Source organism: Curtobacterium sp. MCBD17_003 (genome assembly GCF_003234885.2).
In the GTDB taxonomy this organism is placed as follows: domain Bacteria; phylum Actinomycetota; class Actinomycetes; order Actinomycetales; family Microbacteriaceae; genus Curtobacterium.
This window is the reverse complement of the sequence record NZ_CP126275.1, coordinates 1,003,615-1,024,024: the sequence shown is the minus strand read 5'-3', so window position 1 is coordinate 1,024,024 and position 20,410 is coordinate 1,003,615. Positions and strand designations below refer to the sequence as shown.

Annotated in this window: 17 protein-coding genes, 1 tRNA gene and 1 other annotated feature; of the genes, 3 read left to right on the top strand and 15 right to left on the bottom strand. The window is 67.7% G+C overall.

Features of this window, described 5'->3' with window-relative positions; genetic code table 11:
• Window positions 1-800 precede the first annotated feature (800 nt).
• Window positions 801-1,175, top strand: a complete 375-nt coding sequence (locus tag DEI88_RS04990; RefSeq protein ID WP_220038183.1) for a hypothetical protein — start codon at window positions 801-803, stop codon at window positions 1,173-1,175.
• Here the strand turns inward: DEI88_RS04990 and DEI88_RS04985 are convergent.
• The 9 genes from DEI88_RS04985 to DEI88_RS04945 form a co-directional block, all read right to left on the bottom strand.
• Window positions 1,136-3,733, bottom strand: coding sequence for an AAA family ATPase (locus DEI88_RS04985; protein ID WP_111072615.1), 2,598 nt, complete (start codon window positions 3,731-3,733; stop codon window positions 1,136-1,138). The genes DEI88_RS04990 and DEI88_RS04985 overlap by 40 nt on opposite strands.
• Before the next feature lie 227 nt (window positions 3,734-3,960).
• The gene (locus DEI88_RS04980) at window positions 3,961-6,255 is read right to left on the bottom strand and encodes an nSTAND3 domain-containing NTPase (RefSeq protein ID WP_181441282.1); all 2,295 of its coding nucleotides are present in this window, start codon (window positions 6,253-6,255) and stop codon (window positions 3,961-3,963) included.
• A 61-nt stretch (window positions 6,256-6,316) separates the two neighbouring features.
• Window positions 6,317-7,192 carry a HEPN/Toprim-associated domain-containing protein gene (locus tag DEI88_RS04975; RefSeq protein WP_111072616.1) on the bottom strand — a complete coding sequence of 292 codons (876 nt, stop codon included), beginning with the start codon at window positions 7,190-7,192 and terminating at the stop codon, window positions 6,317-6,319.
• 922 nt (window positions 7,193-8,114) lie between these two features.
• Window positions 8,115-8,354 (bottom strand): integrase core domain-containing protein, encoded by a 240-nt coding sequence (locus DEI88_RS04970; protein WP_258375160.1) that lies wholly within the window; start codon window positions 8,352-8,354, stop codon window positions 8,115-8,117.
• A 13-nt stretch (window positions 8,355-8,367) separates the two neighbouring features.
• Window positions 8,368-9,438 (bottom strand): IS110 family RNA-guided transposase, encoded by a 1,071-nt coding sequence (locus DEI88_RS04965; protein ID WP_111072618.1) that lies wholly within the window; start codon window positions 9,436-9,438, stop codon window positions 8,368-8,370.
• Window positions 9,439-9,638: 200 nt separating this feature from the next.
• Window positions 9,639-10,403, bottom strand: coding sequence for an IS3 family transposase (locus DEI88_RS04960; RefSeq protein WP_181441283.1), 765 nt, complete (start codon window positions 10,401-10,403; stop codon window positions 9,639-9,641).
• Window positions 10,314-10,442 (bottom strand) — a sequence feature (AL1L pseudoknot). It overlaps the preceding gene by 90 nt.
• Complete coding sequence (locus DEI88_RS04955; RefSeq protein WP_111072620.1) at window positions 10,400-10,726, bottom strand: transposase; 327 nt, start codon at window positions 10,724-10,726, stop codon at window positions 10,400-10,402. (Overlaps the previous feature by 43 nt.) The genes DEI88_RS04960 and DEI88_RS04955 overlap by 4 nt, the downstream gene beginning before the upstream one ends.
• A gap of 169 nt (window positions 10,727-10,895) precedes the next feature.
• Window positions 10,896-10,969: transfer RNA gene (locus DEI88_RS04950), tRNA-Pro, on the bottom strand.
• A gap of 131 nt (window positions 10,970-11,100) precedes the next feature.
• Complete coding sequence (locus DEI88_RS04945; protein WP_111072632.1) at window positions 11,101-11,892, bottom strand: alpha/beta fold hydrolase; 792 nt, start codon at window positions 11,890-11,892, stop codon at window positions 11,101-11,103.
• 79 nt (window positions 11,893-11,971) lie between these two features.
• Between DEI88_RS04945 and DEI88_RS04940 the strand changes: the two genes are divergently transcribed.
• Window positions 11,972-12,265, top strand: coding sequence for a DUF503 domain-containing protein (locus DEI88_RS04940; RefSeq protein ID WP_111011354.1), 294 nt, complete (start codon window positions 11,972-11,974; stop codon window positions 12,263-12,265).
• An 82-nt stretch (window positions 12,266-12,347) separates the two neighbouring features.
• Window positions 12,348-14,492, top strand: a complete 2,145-nt coding sequence (locus DEI88_RS04935; RefSeq protein WP_111072621.1) for a RecQ family ATP-dependent DNA helicase — start codon at window positions 12,348-12,350, stop codon at window positions 14,490-14,492.
• Between the two features lie 59 nt (window positions 14,493-14,551).
• Here DEI88_RS04935 and DEI88_RS04930 read toward each other — a convergent pair whose 3' ends face one another.
• The 6 genes from DEI88_RS04930 to cmk all read right to left on the bottom strand — a co-directional run bounded on the left by DEI88_RS04930 (window position 14,552) and on the right by cmk (window position 20,378).
• On the bottom strand, window positions 14,552-15,136 hold the full coding sequence (locus tag DEI88_RS04930) for a hypothetical protein (protein WP_111072622.1): 585 nt from the start codon (window positions 15,134-15,136) through the stop codon (window positions 14,552-14,554).
• Between the two features lie 162 nt (window positions 15,137-15,298).
• Window positions 15,299-15,757: a hypothetical protein gene (locus DEI88_RS04925; RefSeq protein ID WP_146242950.1), complete on the bottom strand. Its 459-nt coding sequence runs from the start codon at window positions 15,755-15,757 to the stop codon at window positions 15,299-15,301.
• Window positions 15,758-15,831: 74 nt separating this feature from the next.
• The gene (locus DEI88_RS04920) at window positions 15,832-17,592 is read right to left on the bottom strand and encodes a coiled-coil domain-containing protein (protein ID WP_111072623.1); all 1,761 of its coding nucleotides are present in this window, start codon (window positions 17,590-17,592) and stop codon (window positions 15,832-15,834) included.
• Window positions 17,589-17,882 carry a hypothetical protein gene (locus DEI88_RS04915; protein WP_111012816.1) on the bottom strand — a complete coding sequence of 98 codons (294 nt, stop codon included), beginning with the start codon at window positions 17,880-17,882 and terminating at the stop codon, window positions 17,589-17,591. The genes DEI88_RS04920 and DEI88_RS04915 overlap by 4 nt, the downstream gene beginning before the upstream one ends.
• Before the next feature lie 228 nt (window positions 17,883-18,110).
• The gene (gene der, locus DEI88_RS04910) at window positions 18,111-19,658 is read right to left on the bottom strand and encodes a ribosome biogenesis GTPase Der (RefSeq protein ID WP_111012817.1); all 1,548 of its coding nucleotides are present in this window, start codon (window positions 19,656-19,658) and stop codon (window positions 18,111-18,113) included.
• Between the two features lie 3 nt (window positions 19,659-19,661).
• On the bottom strand, window positions 19,662-20,378 hold the full coding sequence (gene cmk / locus DEI88_RS04905; protein ID WP_111012895.1) for a (d)CMP kinase: 717 nt from the start codon (window positions 20,376-20,378) through the stop codon (window positions 19,662-19,664).
• Between the last annotated feature and the right edge of the window lie 32 nt (window positions 20,379-20,410).

The following is a 20,410-nucleotide window of genomic DNA, read 5'->3' as shown; positions in this document are numbered from 1 at the left end:
CGAGCCAAGGTCACGAGTGCTCGGAGCGGCTGACGGGGAGTGAGCCAGCACTTGAAGCGTAAGGACGGCCCCGTCCCGAACAGGAGGGTTTACGAAACGCTCATCATGAGGTATGCGTCTGTACCGCGCCGTGCGCCGTCGCCTGCAGCGAATCGTTCCATCGGGCCGATCGGACGGGCAGACCGGCCCTGCAACGCTCGTGCCGAACCTGCAGCAGACCCTCGTGCCCTGGGTCGAGCTGCCGGACAGCTCGGAAGCACAGGCAGCCGCCGAAACGAGAAAGAAGCCCACCGAGATCTTCGGTGGGCTTCTTCTTGTGAGCCGGTTCTTCAGACGATTTTCACGTTGGCCCCTTGGTGGGCTGTCTTAAGAACCTCTAGATCCTTGAGGTGGCGCGGCGGACGGAGGCGTCGGACGAGCCCGTATCCTCTGACGACCCCGACCGTATCCTCTGGCACGGGCAGCGTACCCGAGAACCACTCTCTGACCGGGCATTTTGCGGAGCAGTGTGGAAGGCGCCAGGCTGCCGTGACGTCGATCCGGACGCACCGAAGGAGCCTAAACCGTGAGCGATCGCGCCCGCTCCGCATCAGTCGGGGTCTTCGAACCGCACCAACCGGTCACTCGTCGTCGCGTGACCAGTGTCTGCGCAATACGGGCAGCACCGCGACCCACGCCACCGATGCGATCCCGGCCCCCATGATCATTGACGAGATGTCGGGACTGCTGAGGGGTCTGCTGCACGGATAGGTGACATCTGATCTGGCTTGCCCGGGAGGGTGGGCCTGGAGGATGCGATCGTGCCCAAGCCCTATCCGAAGGAGTTCCGCGATGACGTGGTGCGTGTCGCGGAGAACCGCGAGCCCTGCGTGTCGATCATGGGCATCGCTGGCGACTTCGGGGTCCACCGGATGACCCTCACGAAGTGGCTCGCCCGCTCGCGCGCCGAGAAGACAGCCGTTGACACCGGTGCGCCGCTGCTGGGTGGTCGAGATGCTGAGATCCGCGAGTTGCGTCAGCGCAACCGTCTCCTCGAGCAGGAAGTCGAGGTGCTGCGTAGTGCGGCGGCGTATCTGTCGCAAGCGCACCTTCCGGGAATCAGGGCGGACCTCCCGCTACATGAATATCAACAGGCTCACGCCGCCTTGCCTTCGTTCAGCTTCTTGAGCTCCTGAAGCTCGGCCCAGTGTTGTTCGAGTCCGGCGAGAGTAGGGCTGACGCCCTGAGTGATGAGGGCTTGGGAGTGGGCGTCGATGTACCGGCAGGCTTCCTCGAAGATCTCGCTGACCTTTGGGATGATCTCGCCGAGCTTGTCGACGTTGATGTTGCCGAGCGTCGTCATCTGGACGTTGGCCTGATATCGGCGGGTCACGCCCTTGAGCAGCTCGTCCTCCGTGAAGACCTCGCACCAGGAACGAAGATGGCTGTAGCCGGTGTGGACCAGCGCATCTCGGGCTTCGCCGTCCAACTGCTTGGCGGCTTGGATGGTGCTGTTGATCCGCCCCTTGATCGCGTTCAAGGAGTCGATGCGCGGTCCTGTGGCGCGGGACACCTTGCCCTTGCCGCTCTCGTCAGTGATCTGGAAGTAGGCGCACCGCTTGGACTTCTCGAACAGGGCGAGGAGCGTCGTGGCGAACAGGATGTCGTGGGTAAAGACGATGACCTGGTTGTCGTCGGCCAGGCGGGCGATGCGCTGGGCAACTTCCTTGATCCGACGGTGGTCGAGGCTGGATACCGGGTCGTCGAAGATGACAGGCGCCGTGATGCCTGCGAGGCGAGCCTCGGCGAGGAAATCTGCGAGCGCTAAGACTTTCTGTTCGCCCTCAGACAGCACCTTGGACGGCTTGTGCTTACCGCTCAGCACCTTGCGGCGCTGCGCCTTGCCCTCTCGCCCGACGAACTGGACCTTGAGGGACGGGGTACGGAGGGCTTCGCACTCCTCGAGGAACAGCGCATCAAAGCTCTGGTTAATCAGCTGGTCGCTGGCGGTCTTGGCGAGCGCGGTCACGGAGCGGCCGAGGCCAGGCAGCGGGCGCTTGAGCGTCTTGAGGCGATCGGCCTCCTTGGCGCTTTTGACCTGCGTCTCGATCACCGCCCAGGACTTACCCAACTCGATGGCGTCCTTGAGTTCGAGCAGCTCTGCTTGCCTCTCAGCCAGCGCCTCGGTTCGGCCCTTCTGCAAGGTCTCCAGGTCCGTGATGCTGTTGCCCACGGTGGTCAGCGCAGTGTCGACCTCGGCGCGAGGCTTGGCCACGAGATCGGCGATCTCGATGCTGGCTGGTTGGCTGGCGGCCACTGCCGTGGCGGCGGTGCTTCGTGCGCCTTCGATCGCTTCAACCTGAGTGAAGTAGGTTGGGCGCTCGCTTGGATCGGCGTCCTTGTATTGCTGGATGAACGACGCCATCTCGTTGCCTTGGAGCGCGGCAGCTTGCCGCCTGTAGCCATCGAGCGTGGTGTCGGTGATACGGATGTCGGCTGAGATCTTGTCCTCAAGGTACGTCGAGTAGCGAGTGAGCAGATCACGCGCCGGATCGAGCAGAGGCTGGCGGCAATAGAGGCAGCGGTCTGCATCGTGCGCCTCAACCTCGACGAGATGCTGGCGGTACGTCTCGCCGGCCTCGATGAAGTCGTTCCAGGTGTTGTCGGGCTCAGCAGGCAGGTCCGCGGCGGCGAAAAGCTCGCGGCGGAAGGTCTCGAAATCGGTCGTGAGCTGCGCGCGCGTTGCCAGTGCGTCGTTGTACTTGGCCTGCTCGAAGCCCAGCAGAGCTTCGGCCGCGGTCGCTGCCTCTGACAGAACTCGCTGCTCGCTCTTGAGGCCGGTTATCTGGGCACCCATGGTGTTGGCGCGCAGAGCCGCAACGCCCTGGGTCAGAGCATCGAGCTCTTGATCGACGTCATCCCCGCTCTTGGCCTTGGCCTTGAGGTCGGCAAGCTCAGTGGAAGCACCGAGGGTCTCGATCAGCGGATAGATGGTCGATCCGCGCTGGAATCTGGAGAGCAGTGCCGAGCCGCTCGAACCAAGCTCAGAGATCGCCGCATCGATCTGAGCTGCTACTGCCTGGATCGCAGTCGTGACGTCGTTGAACAGGGCCAGCGAGGCCGGGGTGTAGACGTAGTCAAGGTCCTCGTCGACGTGGGTGCGCACGGCGGGGCTGTCGAAGATCGACATGCGCGTGAACGGCGACACCCCCAGTTCGCCCGTCCAGATCAGAGTCTGAGCGTCGTCGCCGAGCTTGAACTCGAGTTTGGCGGACTGTGCTTCCGAGGTGTCGGCATCGATGTTGCCGAGGATCGTGTCGGCGGTACGGCTGTTGGCCAGAGCCTTGAAGATGCGGGAGTAGCCCGTCTTACCGGTTCCGTTCTCCCCGTAGAGGATCGTCAGGCCCTCGTGAGGCTCGATCACTACACCCGCCACCAGCGCGTTGACACCACGTACCTCGGAGAGCCGGGTCAGCGACAGGGGCGGTGCCGACTCGTCCTGGCGAGCCTCGATGTTGAGCAGTGGAACGGCTGGAAGCTCCCGCTTGTCGAGCGCTTTCTCCTGTCGGAACAGCAGGTAGGCCTTGTCGACCACGGAGGTTCCGACCGGGCGTCCGGTGGCGATCACTTCGGCTACAAGCAGGCGCACCCACTCGTCGTTGGCGTTCGCCCACTCGGCGAGTTGTGCCCGCGGGTCAATGAGCTCGGCTGGCTCAGTCGACTCTGCGACTTCGGCTTCAGTCGGTGTAGTCATCAGGCGCAGCCCTCCCGCGGCGCATCAGCAGTGATCGGTCTTGACGGCCCGCGCCGATGGTGTCCCTCATGACCTGCTCGCGATCTCCTCTGCGCCGCAGCGGGCGCTCATCCGTTGTCCCAACGCTAACCATGTGGTCCGACACGGTCGACGATGCCGCGCCCAATGCGGTTGCACATCAGACTCCGGACGCACGATCAGGTGCGCCTCGGCGGCGACGCTGTCGCTCAGTGGCCGGCGGCGACGTCCTCGAATGGATCGCGCTGGCTGGAGATCTCACCGGAGGCAGGTCGAGCCGGCGCCGCCAATCCCGAGCTCTCAGCGGGCAGCTCGTCTTCGTCCTCGTCGCTGGACGCACGGTTGTTGATGTGTTCTTCTGCGCGGTCGCAAAGTGCGAGAACGTCCGGGCTCTCGGGGAAGGCGCTTCGAATGGCGGCGACGTAGTCGCGTGGAGTTTGGTAGAGCTGCTCCTTGGTCATGTCGCTGATGATCGAGTCAACATGGGTGTCGATGCGCTGCTCCAGCTCTGGCAGCACGTCTTCTTCAACTCGTCTGTGCAGGTCTGCGCGTTCTTGTGCGGTGAGGAGACCGGCGAGGGATGAGTCTGCCCAAGCCGGGTCGAGGTCGTCGATGCTGTACTCGACGATCCGCTCGACCGCTTTGCGGCGCACCTCTTCGGGCAAGGCCGCAGCTTCGTTGAGTCGGCTCAGGACAGCGGGCTCCCACATTGCGTCCACCATCATCCCGAACTCGGCCATGCCGGGTAGCGCGTCCTGGTGCGCATCCGCCCACATGCGCAGGAATTCGTCGGAACACCGTGTTTGTAGGAACCACGCTCGGGGGCCTCTCGACCACTCCCGCCGTTCGGGGACAGGGACGCGCGGGACAATCAGCCGATACATGGTGGGTGGGACTTGGACCAGCGTCCCCCGCTGGTTCGGGCCGCCGCAGTCGAGTTGGGAGACAAGCTCATCGACCGTCATGCCTTCGAGATAGACCGACAGCGTGGAGATGTCACGGGCAACGGAGGCAGCGAAGCCTTCTCTGATCGTCGGGTGGTGGAAGCGCCAGACAGTGTTTCCGTCCGCTCTCACGTTTTGGGACAGGAAGGTGCCTTCGATGGCCGAGAAAGCGCGGGCTGTCTCGGCGACCGTTGCGCCCAGAGCCGTCACCGCTGCTATCAGCCGTTCGTCTGGCGCGAATGGCGCTAGGAGTTCTCCGCCCGAGAGGTAGACCGCTGCGAGTGCTGCGCGCTGCGCAGGGTCGAGGCCGTCGAGCACGTCGACCAGAAACTCATTCGGATGCTCGAAGTATGACACCAGCGCGGCCTCGCCCTTTAGCCCGGAGGCGGGTACGAAGTCTTTCAAGGACAGACGTCGCGCCACCTCCGGCTGGAATCGAGTTGCGGCCGCGACCGCGCGCAGGTGTGGTCGCCACTCGTCCAATACCCCGGCCGCCTGATCGCCTGCCTTCAAGTGGTTGTAGAGCATCTGCTCCTTCTCGGAGAGGCTCAGGGCGGTGATGTCGATGACAACCTGATGCTCTTTCAGCCGAGGGAAGGCGTACTCCTTCATCCTCGGGCGCGCTTCGCGGTAGATGTAGTCGCGGCTTGTCATCAGCACGCGAGCGCCGTGATCGACTGCCGCCATGACCTCGGGCATCCGTCGTACCCAGGCGTCGGTTAGGTGCGGTTCGTGTCGGATGCTGCCGAAAGCGTCGTCGACCCAGAACATCTGCCGGGGGTCGTCGGGGTTCCAGTGCGCAAGGAGCTCATCCGGGCCATCGACGCGCATCACATCGCATTGCCAGTTGTCGAGCGCAGTCATGCAGAGCATCGCGGCGATGGTCGACTTCCCGCTGGCAGGTTCGCCAAGTAGCAATACGAACCCGTGCTCGGTGATGGCGTCACTTGCGCCTCGGTACGCGCCGGTAGGGACGAAGGTTTCCAGTTCTCGGGTCAAGCTTGTGAGAAGTGCGCGAGCCTGGCGCATCCTGCGCTCGTCCAGGATGCTCGTGAGGTCGCCGAGCCCATAGACACGCGGTACGTACCGACGCAGGTTCCAGTTCATCTCGATCTGCGTGCAGATCCAGCCGCCGGGAAGAATCGCCGCAACCTTGGGGCCACGTTTGCGCACTTCCTCCGCGAACCAAGCCTGTGTCCGGCCGGTGACGCGCAGGTTCGTCAACACCATGTAGCCGTCGCAGAGCCCACGAGCGTGCAACGCTTCGATCTTGGCGAGTTCGTCTTCAAGGTCTCCCGGCGACAGCGTGCCTGACGGCTCGACGCTGAACTTGCATTGCACGACGACGGGCATCGCGGTCGTGGCAAAGTCTTCGAGTTCCGTGACCACCTGGTCTCCAGGCGCCGCCCATAGGCCATGAAAGGCACCATCTTGACCGGCGTCGTTCGTGTCAGCGAACGCGGTGAAGGTCTGCCCCAGGGTCTCCTGGAGAACGACAGCGCAGAGGTCTTGGAAGGCTCGCCAGCCGAGCTTGTGGAGTTCGTAGTCAGGCCCGGGCATCGAGGCTGATCTAACCAGAGTCGCAGCACCCGCGAGGGGGCGTTCACGACGACACGGGGTGCTAGGTGAGCCCGGGAAGCGGAGTTGGAAGGGCCATCACGACTCGCAGAAGACTCTCGACGCTCTCATGCAGATCCGCATCCGACAGCACGTTATTGGGGTTCTCCGGGTGATGGATCATGTTGCGGACCGCGGTGGGAAGGGTCGTCACCTCTGGTGTCACGGTGCCGTCCGGGTTGACCTTCACGTACGGCGTCGCCTTGGGCAATCCGTAGCCTGCGAGCCAGGAGTCGAACCCCTTCACGGTCGGTTTGCCGGCGTGGTCTTGCAGGCGCCCGTAGAACATGGTGTGGTCGATGACTAACGCTTGCCGGTCGATCTCGGTCAGGTCATCGAGAGATACCCAGCCGCTCTCGACCAAGTCTTGATGGTGCCATCGGAGCGCGAGCGAGCCGTTTGCTGGGCGGTCGGCGAGCGTTCGGAGGGTGATCGCGGAGTCGAGGCTTGCGATGAAGTCTTCGAGCCCTGCCTCATTCGTATCCCAAGCCGAGAGCAGGCTCCTCACGTAAGCGCGGAAGTCCCAGATGAATGGCGCCAGGTCCGCTGGGGTGAGCGTGCCGAAGTCGATGCTGGTGAGAGCAGTACGGAAGTCCTCGAAGGTGAGCTGGAGGTCCGCTGTCCGATTCCATTGGCTCACCGCGGCGTCGAACTTGGTCTTCGTCTCTTGAAGGGAGTAACCGAGGTGGCGGAGTCGGAAGCCGGCCTCGTTCAGGGTGGTCTGGAAGCCGGGCTTCATCTCAACCTCGTCGTTCGCGTAGCGATACTCGATGTCGGTGAGACTCCCCGGCGGGAAGAGCCAATGATGGCTCTTCCAGTAGCGGTTCTTGCCATAGTCGATGTCGACGCCGTTGAGCGACAACGTGATCTCCGTGCCCACGAGCAGATCCTCGCATCGTTCCTCGACCCATCTGCGGCAGCGGACCACTCGTCAGAGCCCGAGGTTGGCCCGCTTCGTCGGCTTGCCGTCCGCTGTTCGTCGTTCGGCGCAGTCTGGAGGCGTGCCCGGTCGAGTGCTGCTCGGGCTCGCGCATGGTCGAGCTGCTGGGCGACGGAGGTTGTCGGTGGCCCAAGCGGGTCGTCGCTGGTGATGCCATGGCGGTCCCGATACGCGGCGACCACTCGCATCTGCCTTAGCCACGCCGTGCGTCCAGCCCGGCCGCGCGGTGGCAGTTCGAGCGCGGTGATCCACGGCAGCGAGTCAGGCACGGCGAGGCTGAGCAGAGCCTCAGCGCACTGCTCCATGAGCTGTGCCCGTTCCGTGAGCGCCTGCTGCATGGCGGGGTCGGTGACGCCGGCCGCTTCCGGGATCAGACCCGCGATGAGCCGAGCGGCGCGGCGGGCGCGTCCCGCCCCCGAGGGTCGGGCGATCGCCTTCGCCACCCGGTAGTGGAGCACGGCGGCGATGTCGGCTGCGTCCTCGAAGCCGCGCGAGGAGACGAGCCTCGGGAAGAGCTGGCCGAGGTAACACCTCCGACATCTAGCCCGGACAGTTCGCAGGAGCGTGGTGCCGCGGGCAGCTGGCAGCGGGAGGTAGCGAAGCGATGGATAGGTGGGAACACGACGAAGCCCTCCCGGTTCGGGAGGGCTTCGTCGTGTTCGGTCTGGGTCCCCTACAAGGAGTTGGTTCGGAGCGGGCACCGGGTGACCGGGTGGTTCGCGCCGGGGCTCAGGGGGTTCCCGTTGCGGTACTGCTTGACCTGGTACCGGCGCAGGTTGACCTGGTAGCGGCGCGGGTTGATCTGGTCGGGCCGCGCGACGTGTGTGGCGTCGAACGCAACGGCAAGTGAATCGCCCCGGGTTCAGTGGAGGGCGAGTTGTCCCGGCAGCGGCTGCTGTCGGGCGTTGATTTCACGGTAGTACTGGTTCTCTTTCTCGATGGGGGTGACGTAGTCGATCGATGAATGCAGTCGGTTCTCGTTGAACCAGTGCACCCAGGACAGTGTCGCCAACTCGAGGTCGTCGGCGCCGCGGAACGGGCCGTCGATCTTCACGCACTCGTTCTTGTAGAGCCCGACGACGGTCTCGGCGAGGGCGTTGATGCTCCTATAGTTGTCAACTCGCGATCTCGCCGGTCGCCGGGTTCGCTTTAACGAGGTGATAGACCTCGCGGATGACGTATCGCTTCAGGCAGCGGATGATGTCGCGTTTGCTCTTGCCTTCTGCGGTGCGGCGTTCGACGTAGCGGATGGTGGGCTCGTGGAACCGCATCCGGACGATCACGGTGCGATAGATCGCGGCGTTGAGCTGACGGTGGCCGCCGTGGTTGATGCGATGTCGTCCGCTGGTCATCCCGGACCCGGTCGGGACGGGGCTGATGCCGGCGAGTTTCGCGAATGCCGCCTCGGAACGGATCCGTTCGGGATTGTCGCCGGCGACGATGAGGATCTCGGCGGCGGTGTCGGCGCCGACGCCGAACCGGTCGAGGAGGTCCGGCGCCACGGCCCGGACGAGGTCCTTGATCATCTGTTCCAGGTCTGCGGCCTCGGCGTGGAGAGCTTGCCAGCGGCGGGCGAGGCTGCGCAGCGCGTGCCGGTTGGCGTCATCGACGGTGTCGATGCCGCGCGGTCGGAGTGCGGCGAGGTGTCGGGCGAGCATCTTGCGGGACTTCCCGGCCATCTGCTCGCGGAGGTCGTCGCTGGAGTGCACGAGCATGGCTTTCAGCGTGATCATCGTCGAGGAGCGGTCCTTGACCGCGGTGTCGTGGACGACCTTGAGCTGCCGGATCATCTCGACGGCGCCGTCGGCGGTCTTCGGGACCGCGGTGGCGAAGCCGGCGAGTACCGAGCGTGCCGCGTTCTCGGCGTCGAGGGTGTCGGACTTGCCGTTCAGCCGTCGCAGCCGCCGGTCGGGACGAGACACTTCCACGACCTTGTGACCGTTCCGGCGGAGAAACGACGCCAGTGCGGAGCCGTACGAGCCGGTGCCCTCGATGCCGAACGCGATGATGCGCCCGAACGACGCCGCCCAGTCCAGCAGCCGCTGGTAGCCGCCGTGATCCGTCGGGATCGTCAGCGAGTCGAGGATCCCGCCGACGGGGTCGATGACCGCGGCGACGTGAATGTGTTTGTGGGTGTCCACGCCGATGACGACGTGACCCGATCGTGCCGGTGCTTCCGGTGCCATGCTGTGCTGCCTTCCTGCCGGTCATCGTGAGGTTCACGCTGTCGCCGGCGGGTGGACAGGACTGTCATGGGGACGCTCGCAAAGTCAGCTCCAGGCTCCTATCAGGTCACGCCCGACCGGCGGCAGTGCTTCATACGCCGCCCGGCCGGGCGGCCGACAGATCAACGCAAAGACACCAGAGGGTCATTCGTAAGCAAGGGTCAGGCCGCCGCGGCCAGGACTTCCAGATCGAGTCTCGACCCAGCAGAAACAGACTGACAATCGTACGAATCACCCACGGTCCCGATCGATGCGACCGCGCCAACCTCGGCGAGACGGTCGGAGTAGCACAGCGCCGCGTACTGCGACCCGGCATCCGAATGTTGCACGACGCCCGTGATGTCCTCGCCGGCGCGATCGCGGACCCACAGCGCCATCTCGAGCGCGTCGAGCGGCAGGTCGGTCGGCATCCGGTTCATCGTCCGCCACCCCACGATCCGGCGCGAGAACACGACCGTGACGAAGGCAGTGAACGCCATCCCCGACCACGTCGGCACATAGGTGAAGTCAACGACCCAGAGTTCGTTCGGCCGATCCGCGCGGAAACAGCGCTGCACGTGATCCGGCGGCCGCAGCGCACGTTCGTCCGGTTTCGTCGTGACGAACTGCTTGCTCCGCCGAACATCCCGCAGCCCCTGCCGACGCATCAGCCGCTCCACGGTGCAGCGGGCGACGGTGGTGCCTTCACGGCGCAGCAGCCGCCAAATCTTCCGCGCGCCACTGATGCCACGGCCCAGGTTCCGGTCCCAAAATACCCGCTCGATCTCCACCAGCAGGTCATCGTCCGCGATGGACCGGGCAGAGCGGGGCCGGGTCTTGAACGCGTAGTAGCCGGAAGGGGCGATCGTGACGCCGTGCTCGGTGAGCACGCGACAGATCGGCTCGACCCCGAACCGGTTCCGGTGTTCGTCAATGAACTGGGTCACCACGGCAGTCGCGGGTCGAGCTCCCGCGCGAAGAACGAGGACGCCGCCAACAAGATCTCGTTGGCGCGTTTGAGTTCCCGGTTCTCCGCCTCGAGCGCTTTGATGCGAGCCGCGTCGGTGCTCGTGGTCCCGGGACGCTCACCGGCATCGATCGAGGCCTGCTTGCACCAGCCGCGCAACGTGTCGGGGTTCACCCCCGTGCGCGACCCGATCCGGATCACGGCCGCGTTCAACGACAGCGAAGAGTCTTCCTTCTGCGCCTCTTGCACGAGCCGCATCGCACGCTCCCGCAGTTCTTGCGGATACTTCCTCGGTGCTGGCATGGTCCGATCCTCTCGGGGAATCAGAGCCTCCACCAGACCCGGGGCGATTCACAACAGGAACCCCGCACGCCAGCACAAGCCCACACAAGACGAAGAAGCCCACCGAGATTCTCGGTGGGCTTCTTCGTTGTGAACAGTTCTTAAGACGATTACTAACTCGCCCCTTCGGTCGGGCTGACAGGATTTGAACCTGCGACCCCTTGACCCCCAGTCAAGTGCGCTACCAAGCTGCGCCACAGCCCGAGAGCCCGACGAGCGGACTCTGGTGCCGCTCCGACCAGAGCGACCCGACAAGCATAGCGGACCGGCGCCTCCCGGCCGCGCACGCCAGCCAGCGGGCGCTCGGCGGGCCAGACCGCCGGGGAGGACCGTCCTCAGCCGCGGAGGAACGACGCAGCTCTCGCGCCCCACCCCCGGATCGTGTCCGGCGTCCCAGCGACCTCGAGCGTGGCGGACGGCAGCAGCTCGGCGAGCCGTTCGGCCGTGCTCACCGGATGCCCCGAGTCCGTCGCCCACGGCAGCAGCAGCGTCTCGTATCCGATCGTGGCGACGGCGTCGGCATCGGGGAAGTCCGACCCGGCGGCGCCGCGGAACACCGACGGCAGCAAGTCCGCACGCACATCGGGGTCGCGATCGAACGCCCACCCGCCCTGCTCCAGGATCGGCACCGACGGAGCTGCCGCCATGGCACGGCGCCACCCGTCCATCCCCTCGCGTTCGACGAGGTCGGCACCCGCCCGGTACAGGTTGCCCTGGTTGGCCCGTGTCTCCCACGCCGTCGGCGGGATGCTGAGCACGAGGCGACGGAACCGTTCTGGGCGTCGCGTGGCTGCCCAGATGATCGTCGCTGTGCCCATCGACGCACCGATGGCATCAACTGGTGCATCCGGAGACACGGCGTCCGCGAGCGCCAGCAGGTCGTCGGCGAGCGCCGCCCATCGGTAGTCGGACGGCTGCGCACGACCGGTGGAGACCCCGTGGCCGCGAGCGTCGTACCGGACGAGGCGGGCGTCCGCGGCGACCGCGGACCAGTCGAACACGCCCTCGGCGTCCTCCGCCGCCCGGCTGGCGCCGAGGCCGTGCGCGACGATGACGACGCGGTCACCGGCGCCCGAGATGTCGTACGCGAGCCGGGAGCCGGGGATGTCGAGGTGTCGATCGCTCATGCCACCACGGTAGGACGAGTCCGCGACGAGCGCCGTGCCTCCCGACGGATCCTGTGGACTCCGGTGGAGACTGGAGCGCATGTGGACGGGGACCTTGGAGTTCGACCTGCTGCTCGGTGATGTGCATTCCCTCAAGGAGAAGCGTGCGGTCGTCCGTCCCATCGTCGCGGAGCTCCGCCGCCGTTTCGCCGTGAGCGCTGCGGAGACCGACCATCTCGACCTGCACCGCCGCGCGGGCGTCGGGCTGGCGGCCGTGGCTGCCTCCGCCGGGCACGTCGTCGAGGTACTCGACGCGGCCGAGCAGTGGATGGCCGAGCGGCCGGAGGTCGACCTGCTGTCGGCACGACGCCGCCTGATCAGCTCCGAGGACTGATCCCACAGAGCGCCTACCCGCCTCGTTGTCCACAGGATGGCCGGGAGGCCCAGGTGTTGTCGGCCCCGCCTGTCACCATGGAGTGGTGACCAGCGATCCCGCCACCGTCGTGGCCCCGTCCGAAGCCCTCCGCGCCGAGGCGCTCGAGGCGCTGCACGCCCTGACCGGGCGGCAGGACGCCGTGTTCCACGACGGCCAGCTCGAGGCGATCAGTGCGCTCGTCGAACACCGGCAGCGTGCGCTCGTGGTGCAGCGAACCGGGTGGGGAAAATCGGCGGTCTACTTCCTCGCCACGTTGTTGCTGCGGCGCCGCGGCGCCGGTCCGACCGTCCTCGTCTCGCCACTGCTGGCGCTCATGCGGGATCAGGTGGCGGCCGCGGCACGGGCCGGCGTTCGAGCGATGGCGATCAACTCGGCGAACGCGCACGAGTGGGGCGACATCACCGCCGCGCTCCGCGCCGACGAGGTCGACGTGCTCCTCGTCTCCCCCGAACGCCTCAACAACCCGCGCTTCCGAGACGAACAGCTCCCGACCCTGGTCGAACGGCTCGGCCTGCTCGTCGTCGACGAGGCCCACTGCATCTCCGACTGGGGTCACGACTTCCGCCCCGACTACCGGCGTCTCGCCGACCTGATCCGAGCCCTGCCGGACGGGGTTCCCGTCCTCGCGACGACCGCGACCGCGAATGCCCGGGTGGTGGCCGACGTCGAGGAACAGCTCACGGTCACACCCGACGCACCGGTGTTCACGATCCGGGGTTCGCTCGCGCGAGCGTCGCTGCGTCTCGGTGTGCTGGACCTCCCGGACGCGCGTGCTCGCCTCGGTTGGCTCATCGCGCACCTGCAGGACCTGCCGGGCAGCGGGATCATCTACACGCTGACGGTGTCGGCGGCCGAGGACATCGCTCGCCTCCTCCGCGAGGCCGGCCATGCCGTCCGGGCCTACACCGGTCGCACCGACGCCGAGGAACGCGCGCAGCTCGAGCAGCAGCTGAAGGACAACGAACTCCGCGCCCTCGTCGCCACGAGCGCCCTCGGGATGGGGTTCGACAAGCCGGACCTGGGGTTCGTCGTCCACGTCGGGGCGCCGTCCTCGCCGGTCGCGTACTACCAGCAGATCGGGCGTGCAGGTCGGGCCACCCCGAACGCCGACGTCTTGCTGCTCCCCGGTCGCGAGGACCGCGAGATCTGGCAGTACTTCGCGAACGCCTCGATGCCGTCCGAGGACCGTGCGAACGCTGTGCTCCGGCAACTCGAGCGGGATCGGGCGTTCTCGACGGTGGCGCTCGAAGGCCTCGTCGACATCAAGCGATCGACGCTCGAGCTGTTGCTCAAGGTCTTGGACGTCGATGGCGCGGTCCGCCGCGTGTCCGGCGGCTGGGTCGCCACGGGTGAACCGTGGCAGTACGACGCCGAGCGGTACGCACGAGTCGCGCAGGCGCGCATCGCCGAGCAGGAGTCGATGATCCGGTACGAGCACGCGACGACGTGCCGGATGCAGATGCTGCAGCAGGACCTCGACGACCCGACGGCGGAACCCTGCGGCCGCTGCGACATCTGCGCAGGCGCGTGGTACCCGACCGATGTGGCTGCAGCCGCCTCGTCCGAGGCGGCTCGCACGCTCGACCAGGTCGGCGTCGAGATCCCGCCGCGACTCCAGTGGCCGTCCGGGATGGACCGGCTCCACGTCCCCGTCAAGGGCAAGATCACTCCAGCCGAACAGGTCGCGACGGGCCGGGCCGTCGCGCGCCTCACCGACCTCGGCTGGGGTGGCCCGCTCCGCGCGCTGTTCGCGCCGGACAGCGCCGACGCCCCGATCAGCGCGGAGCTCATGCAGGGCTGCGTCCGCGCGCTGCGCGACTGGCCCTGGGAGGCCCGACCCACCGGTGTCGTCGCGCTTCCGTCACGGACGCGACCGCTCCTGGTCGCTTCGCTCGCGGGGGAGCTCGCGCGGATCGGCAAGCTGCGGTTCCTCGGGACTCTCGAGCGGACGGGCGGCACCATGCGCGCGGACGGCGCGACGAACAGTGCGTATCGACTCGCCGGCATCTGGGACAGCGTGCGCGTCGGACCAGACCTCGGAGCCGCGCTCGAGGAACACCACGGGCCGGTGTTGCTCGTCGACGACCTCGTGGACAGCCGGTGGACCATGACCGTCGCCGGACGAGTGCTGCGGCAGGCCGGAGTCGAGCAGGTCCTGCCATTCGCACTCGCTGTGGTGGCCTGACCGAGCACCCGGAACGCCAGCGCGACGGATCAGCGCGAGCCGCATCAGCTCCGGCTGCCTCAGCTCCGTTCCCGCCGGCTCCTGATCCGCGGCGCGGGCTTCGGGAACGCGGCGCGCATGTGGTCCGACGTCAAGAAGTCACCGATCCCGATCATGAGCAGCGAGAACAGGATCTGCTCGACGACCATCCAGAACGGGTACAGGCCGGGGATCGCGGCGATGACGAGCGTGACGACGGGGAAGATCCTGCTGAACAGCCGCAGCCGTGAGTACGCCCAGTAGTACCCGAGCTGCGCCCGCCACGCGAACACGGAGAGGGTCAGGGTGATCAGGAGCACAACGGTCGCCCGGAACCACACTGCCCATGGAACGGCGACGCCGGCCCGTGTGAGCACGACCGCGATGACGATGGCGGTGAGCCCCACGAGCGTCTCCGTCACGAGGAGCCAACGGATCCATCGGAACGCGCGCACCGTCCGCGGATGCCGCCGCATGTCCTCACGGATCACGTACCCGGCCTGACGCCCACCGGCGAGGCGGTCGAGGCGCAACCGGCACCACGCCCGGTCCGCGAGCGCTGCGAGTCCGTGCAGACCGTTGCGCTGGCCGTGGCCGAGTGCACCGCCGTGCGACGCCTGCGTCATCCTCGTTCTGCCCTCCGGGTCGATCCCGAGCATCAATGGTGCCGCATCGGTCGCTGAGAGAACGGTTGACACGGGTGGTCGCGCGACCGGCGACGCGAGCCAAGCGTCCGCACGACCCCCAGCACGATGACCGGCCGCACGGCACGGCACGGCAGCGATGCATCAGTAGGAGTCGCCGGGCAGCACACCCCCCGGCAGCACGACGCACCGCGAGAACGAGTCGATCCAGATCGCCGTCGGGTCCGAATCCGGCCCGGGTCCGATCAGGTACTGCTCGTCGTGGGGCAGGGTCAAGGTGACCCCGCGATCACCGGCAGCGTCCGTTCGTATCGACACGACGCCGTCTCCGGCCTCGACGAGCGCCCGCCGGATCATCTCGACCGCAGGGCGGACCTGATCGGCGTCATGCAGGTACACCCACGTCCGGCCCGTCCAGGATTGTCGGCCGTCGGCGCAGCTCAGGAATGAGCCCTCGTCCAGCGACCGCGTGCGGTCGACGAGTTCGGCGGGGACGAGATCAGCGATCTGGTGCTCCCGGCGCTGCACGCCGGCCTTGACCTCAGCGATCGTCGGTTCGCCCGGGGTCCGGGTCGGCGTGGGTGGCGAGGGTGGTTGGATCACGGCGCAGCCTCCGAGTGCGGTCAGTACGGCGATCGCGCAGACGGTACCGGCGAACGAGTTCGTCAGCGGACCGGTCAACGCAGCACCTGCCGGTCGAGGTCCTGGAGGAGCGGGCGGTTGGCCGGCGCGTTCGACGCAACCAGCGAATGGTTGCTCGTGAGGGCACCGAGCTCTGCTTCGACCCTCGCGGCGAGCCCGGGTGTGCGATCCGCGGCGTCGTCAGCGGGGCTGCGGTAGTACGGACCGTGCTCGAACGCCGGCTCGTGCCGCGGGTTGACACCCTGCCAGACGGCATCGAGCACGGGCGCCTGGAGCACCTGCAGGACGTCGTTGTACGAGTAGTCGAAGTACTCGGTGGCCGGGTCCGCGCGCCAGTCCAGCGGCATCCCCGCACCGGAGAGGGAGACGACGGCGTCGTACCGACTTCCGGCGACCTCGGACGCGGCGACGTTCGCCAGGCCCCAGCTGTGTCCGATCGCCGTCGACCGGGCAGCGGCGAGGACTGGGTCGGACTCAACGCCGCGGGTGAACGACGCCAACTGTCGGCCACTGCGGAGCGCGAAGGCCGTGTCGTTGGCCTCGATCACGAAGCCCCTCGCGGTCGTTGTCCCGTCGGGCTCCACGACTCCGGGGAATCGGCCGTCCTTGTACACGAACACGACCGCGTCCTCCTGGTGTCGCCTCGACAGGTACGCGGGCACCTGCCGCACTCCCCCGCCGTACATGGCGTCGAGGTTGGTGAAGGTCCCGGGCACGTAGGTGATCACGTGCCTCGTCGCGGGGCTCGGCGTCCCGAGGACCTCGATGATGCGGCTGTGGTCGATGTCCAGCAGGTACGTCCGTCGGCGTCCGGCCACGACGAGTGCCAGGTACGCGCGTTCCGCGTCGAGCTGGGCGATGCGCTGTCGGAGGTCCCCCTCGCCGCGGCGGCCACGCGCGACGAGGGCGGCACGCTCATGGTCCAACCGACGGATGCGGCGCACCGCCACGTGCCGGTTCGCGGCGACGCGCGCCTCCACCGGGACCCCGTCGCGCGACCCGAAGAACGACGGCAGTGCTGCGAGCAGCGCCGACTGGACGGCCGTGGTGCCATCACTGACGCCCATGCTGTCCCAGCGGCGCCTGACCGCGTCGGCGCCGCCGGAGAAGGCAGCCCGCACGAGCGCACGGTGCGCGTCTGCGTAGGACCTCACCTGCTCAGGCGTCATCGCGGCGAGCAAGGCGACGAGGTCCGTGGCCGATGCCGCCACGCCTGCGCGCCGGACCACGGCGTTCGCATCGTCAGCGTCGTGCAGCGCCTCGACGAAGGCGCCGTCGAGGCGACGCCTCCGGACGCGGAGGTCCTCAAGCGCCGATTCCACGTCTGCGCGCTCCCGTTCGGCGAGCGCCGCCGTGTCCTCGGCACGAGCGCGCTGCTGACGGAGGTCCGCGAGGTCCCCGGGTTCACCCGCACCGAGTGCCGTGACGCGGTAGAACTGGTCGTCGAGGTCCAGGAGCCATGTCCGCTCGGACCCGATGGTCGCCTCGGCCTCGGCGAGCTGACGGAGGGCTTCGCGCTGTTCCTCCTGGATCGCAGCGACGCCGTCCGCGTACCGGGCGAGCGCCGTTTCGTGGAACTGGAGACCGGCCTCCAGGACGAGTGCCGAGGCCAGGACGGACGGCACGGTCGCGGCGAAGGCGTCCGCGGCCGACCCCGCCCATGCGGTGTGGTCGAACTCGGTTGCCGAGCGGACGGCGCGGACCGCAGCCGAGGTGGCACGCAGGACCGCATCACGGTTGCGCGCCAACGATCGGAGCTGACCTGGGTCTCCCGCGCCCGGGTCGTCGTCGGTCATCGCGCCGCGACGGCCAACAGCCCGTCGCATTCCGCCATCCGGTCAGCGGTGGTCCGCGCAAAGGCACCGAGGTGGTGGAGGTCGTCGGCACACGCGCGCGATCGCGCCACCTGTCGAGCGACCACGTCGTCGAGTTCCGCGACCACGTCGGCTCGCCCGACCGCGTCGTCGTGCGGGCCGAGCATGCGCGGGTCGATCAGCACGCGGTCCGCGGCCTCGTCCAGCGTGCGTGCGAGTGCCTCCAGTTCCGCGCGGCTGATGCGGAGTTCGTCCGTCGTCGATCCCGCCATGGTTCCCCCTCGTCCCGTCGCCCACGTCTGCTGTGCTGCCGGGCCGGTGACAGACCCGGCAGCACCCGCGGGGCCCCCGTCCCGCTCCCTCAGGCTAGCCGACCGATCGACTGATATTTGACCAACGGCTGCGAGGACATCGAGCAGGCGGGACAGCCGAGGACGCCCGCGGGCATCGAGGAGGGGGTGCCGTCGTGACGACGGCACCCCCTCCTCGATGTTCCGGACCTACGGCCGCTTCCGCCGCTCGCGCACGCGCATGTTGACGGTGATCGGGGTCCCCTCGAAGCCCCAGACCTCACGGAGGCGTCGGGTGATGAAGCGCCGGTACTGCGGGTCCAGGAACCCGGTGGTGAACAGGACGAATGTCGGGGGTCGCGAGGACGCTTGCGTCCCGAACAGGATCCGCGGCTGCTTGCCGCCGCGGACGGGGTGGGGGTGTTCTTGGACGAGTTCCGCGATGAAGGCGTTGACCTTCCCGGTGGGGATGCGCGTGTCCCACGAGTCGAGCGCGACCGTCAGCGCGGGCACCAGCTTCTCGAGGTGCCGACCGGTCCGAGCCGAGATGTTGACACGCGGCGCCCAGGCCACGTGTGCCAGGTCCTGCTCGATCTCACGCTCCAGGTACCGCCGGCGGTCGTCATCGAGCAGGTCCCACTTGTTGAACGCGAGCACGAGCGCGCGGCCGGACTCGAGGACGAGGTCGATGATCCGCAGGTCCTGCACCGAGATCGGCTCGGTCACGTCGAGGATGACGACCGCGACCTCGGCCTTCTCGAGCGCCGCCGTGGTGCGGAGCGACGCGTAGAAGTCGGCGCCCTGCTGCATGTGCACCCGCTTGCGGATGCCCGCCGTGTCGACGAAGCGCCAGACCCGGCCGCCCAGCTCGATCTGCTCGTCGACGGGATCGCGCGTCGTCCCGGCGAGGTCGTTGACCACCACCCGTTCCTCGCCCGCCGCCTTGTTGAGCAGCGAGCTCTTGCCGACGTTCGGTCGGCCGAGGATCGCGACGCGACGGGGGCCGCCCACCTCTTGCTTGGCGACCGCGGAGGTGTCGGGCAGCGTCGTCACGACGAGGTCCAGCAGGTCGGCGACGCCGCGACCGTGCAGGGCCGACACCGGGTGCGGCTCGCCGAGGCCCAGGTTCCACAACTCGTGGACGTCGAGCTCGCGGCGCTCGTCGTCGACCTTGTTCGCGGCGACGATGACCGGCTTGTCGGTTCCCCGGAGCATCCGCACGACGTGCTCGTCCGTCGCGGTCGCGCCGACGGTGGCGTCCACGACGAACAGGACGGCGTCCGCCAGGTCCACGGCGACCTCTGCCTGCGCCGCCACGGACGCGTTGATGCCCGTGGCGTCGGGCTCCCACCCGCCGGTGTCGACGAGCGTGAAGCGCTTGCCGTTCCATTCCGCCTTGTAGGAAACCCGGTCGCGCGTCACACCCGGGACGTCCTGGACGACTGCTTCGCGGCGGCCGAGGATCCGGTTGACCAGCGCCGACTTGCCGACGTTCGGACGTCCCACGATCGCGAGCACCGGCAGGGCCGGCAGATAGGTCTGGCCGTCCTCACCGAGTTCGGCGCCGTCGAGGAGCTCGATGTCCTCCTCGTCGAGGTCGTAGTCCTCGAGTCCAGCCCGGAGCGCGTTCGCCCGCTGTTCCGCGTCGGCGTCGTCGAGCTGGTCGAGCCGCTCGCCGAGCGCGCGGTCGTACTCGGGGAACGAGTCCCCGCCGGAGGAGTCGGCGACGTCGTCGCTCAGGTCGTCGGGATGCGCCATGTGTCAGTCCTGTGGGGTGGTGGCCGTTCGGGCCAGATCGACCACCGCCTGCACGGTCTGGTCGAAGTCGAGATCGGTGGAGTCGACGGTGGTGACACCGTCCGCGGCGTTCATGAAGTCGACGACCCGAGCATCGGCCTGGTCACGTCGCGCCAGGGCACGGGCCGTCTCCTCGGGTGTCTGCGTCGTCACCTCAGCAGAACGTCGGGCCATTCTAACCGACTCGTCCGCCGTGAGCAGGATCCGCACCTCGGCGTCCGGCGCGACGACCGTCGTGATGTCGCGCCCCTCGGTGATGATCCCCGGCGCGTCCGCACGGCGCATCACGTCGCGGAACAACTGCACGAGCTTGGCCCGGACGGCCGGGAGCTTGGCGATGTGCGCAACCGCAGCGGTCACCTCGGGTGTCCGGATCGCCTCGGTGACGTCCGTGTCGCCCACGCGGACGAAGTAGTCGTCGGGGTCGGTGCCGATCTGGTAGCGGAACGTGTCCCAGGACGCCACGACGGCTGCCGGGTCGTCCAGGTCGACGCCGGACCGGAGCGCGTGCCACGCGAGCGCCCGGTAGGCGGCTCCCGTGTCCTGGTAGTCGAAGCCCAGCACCCGCGCCGCCGCCCGCGACACGCTCGACTTGCCGCTCCCCGCCGGACCGTCCACGGCGACCACGAACTTCGCGACGTACGCGCCCTGCGGCAGACCCGCGGGCAGGGGGTCCCGCATCGAACCCGGCTCGCCGGCCGGACCGTCCGGAG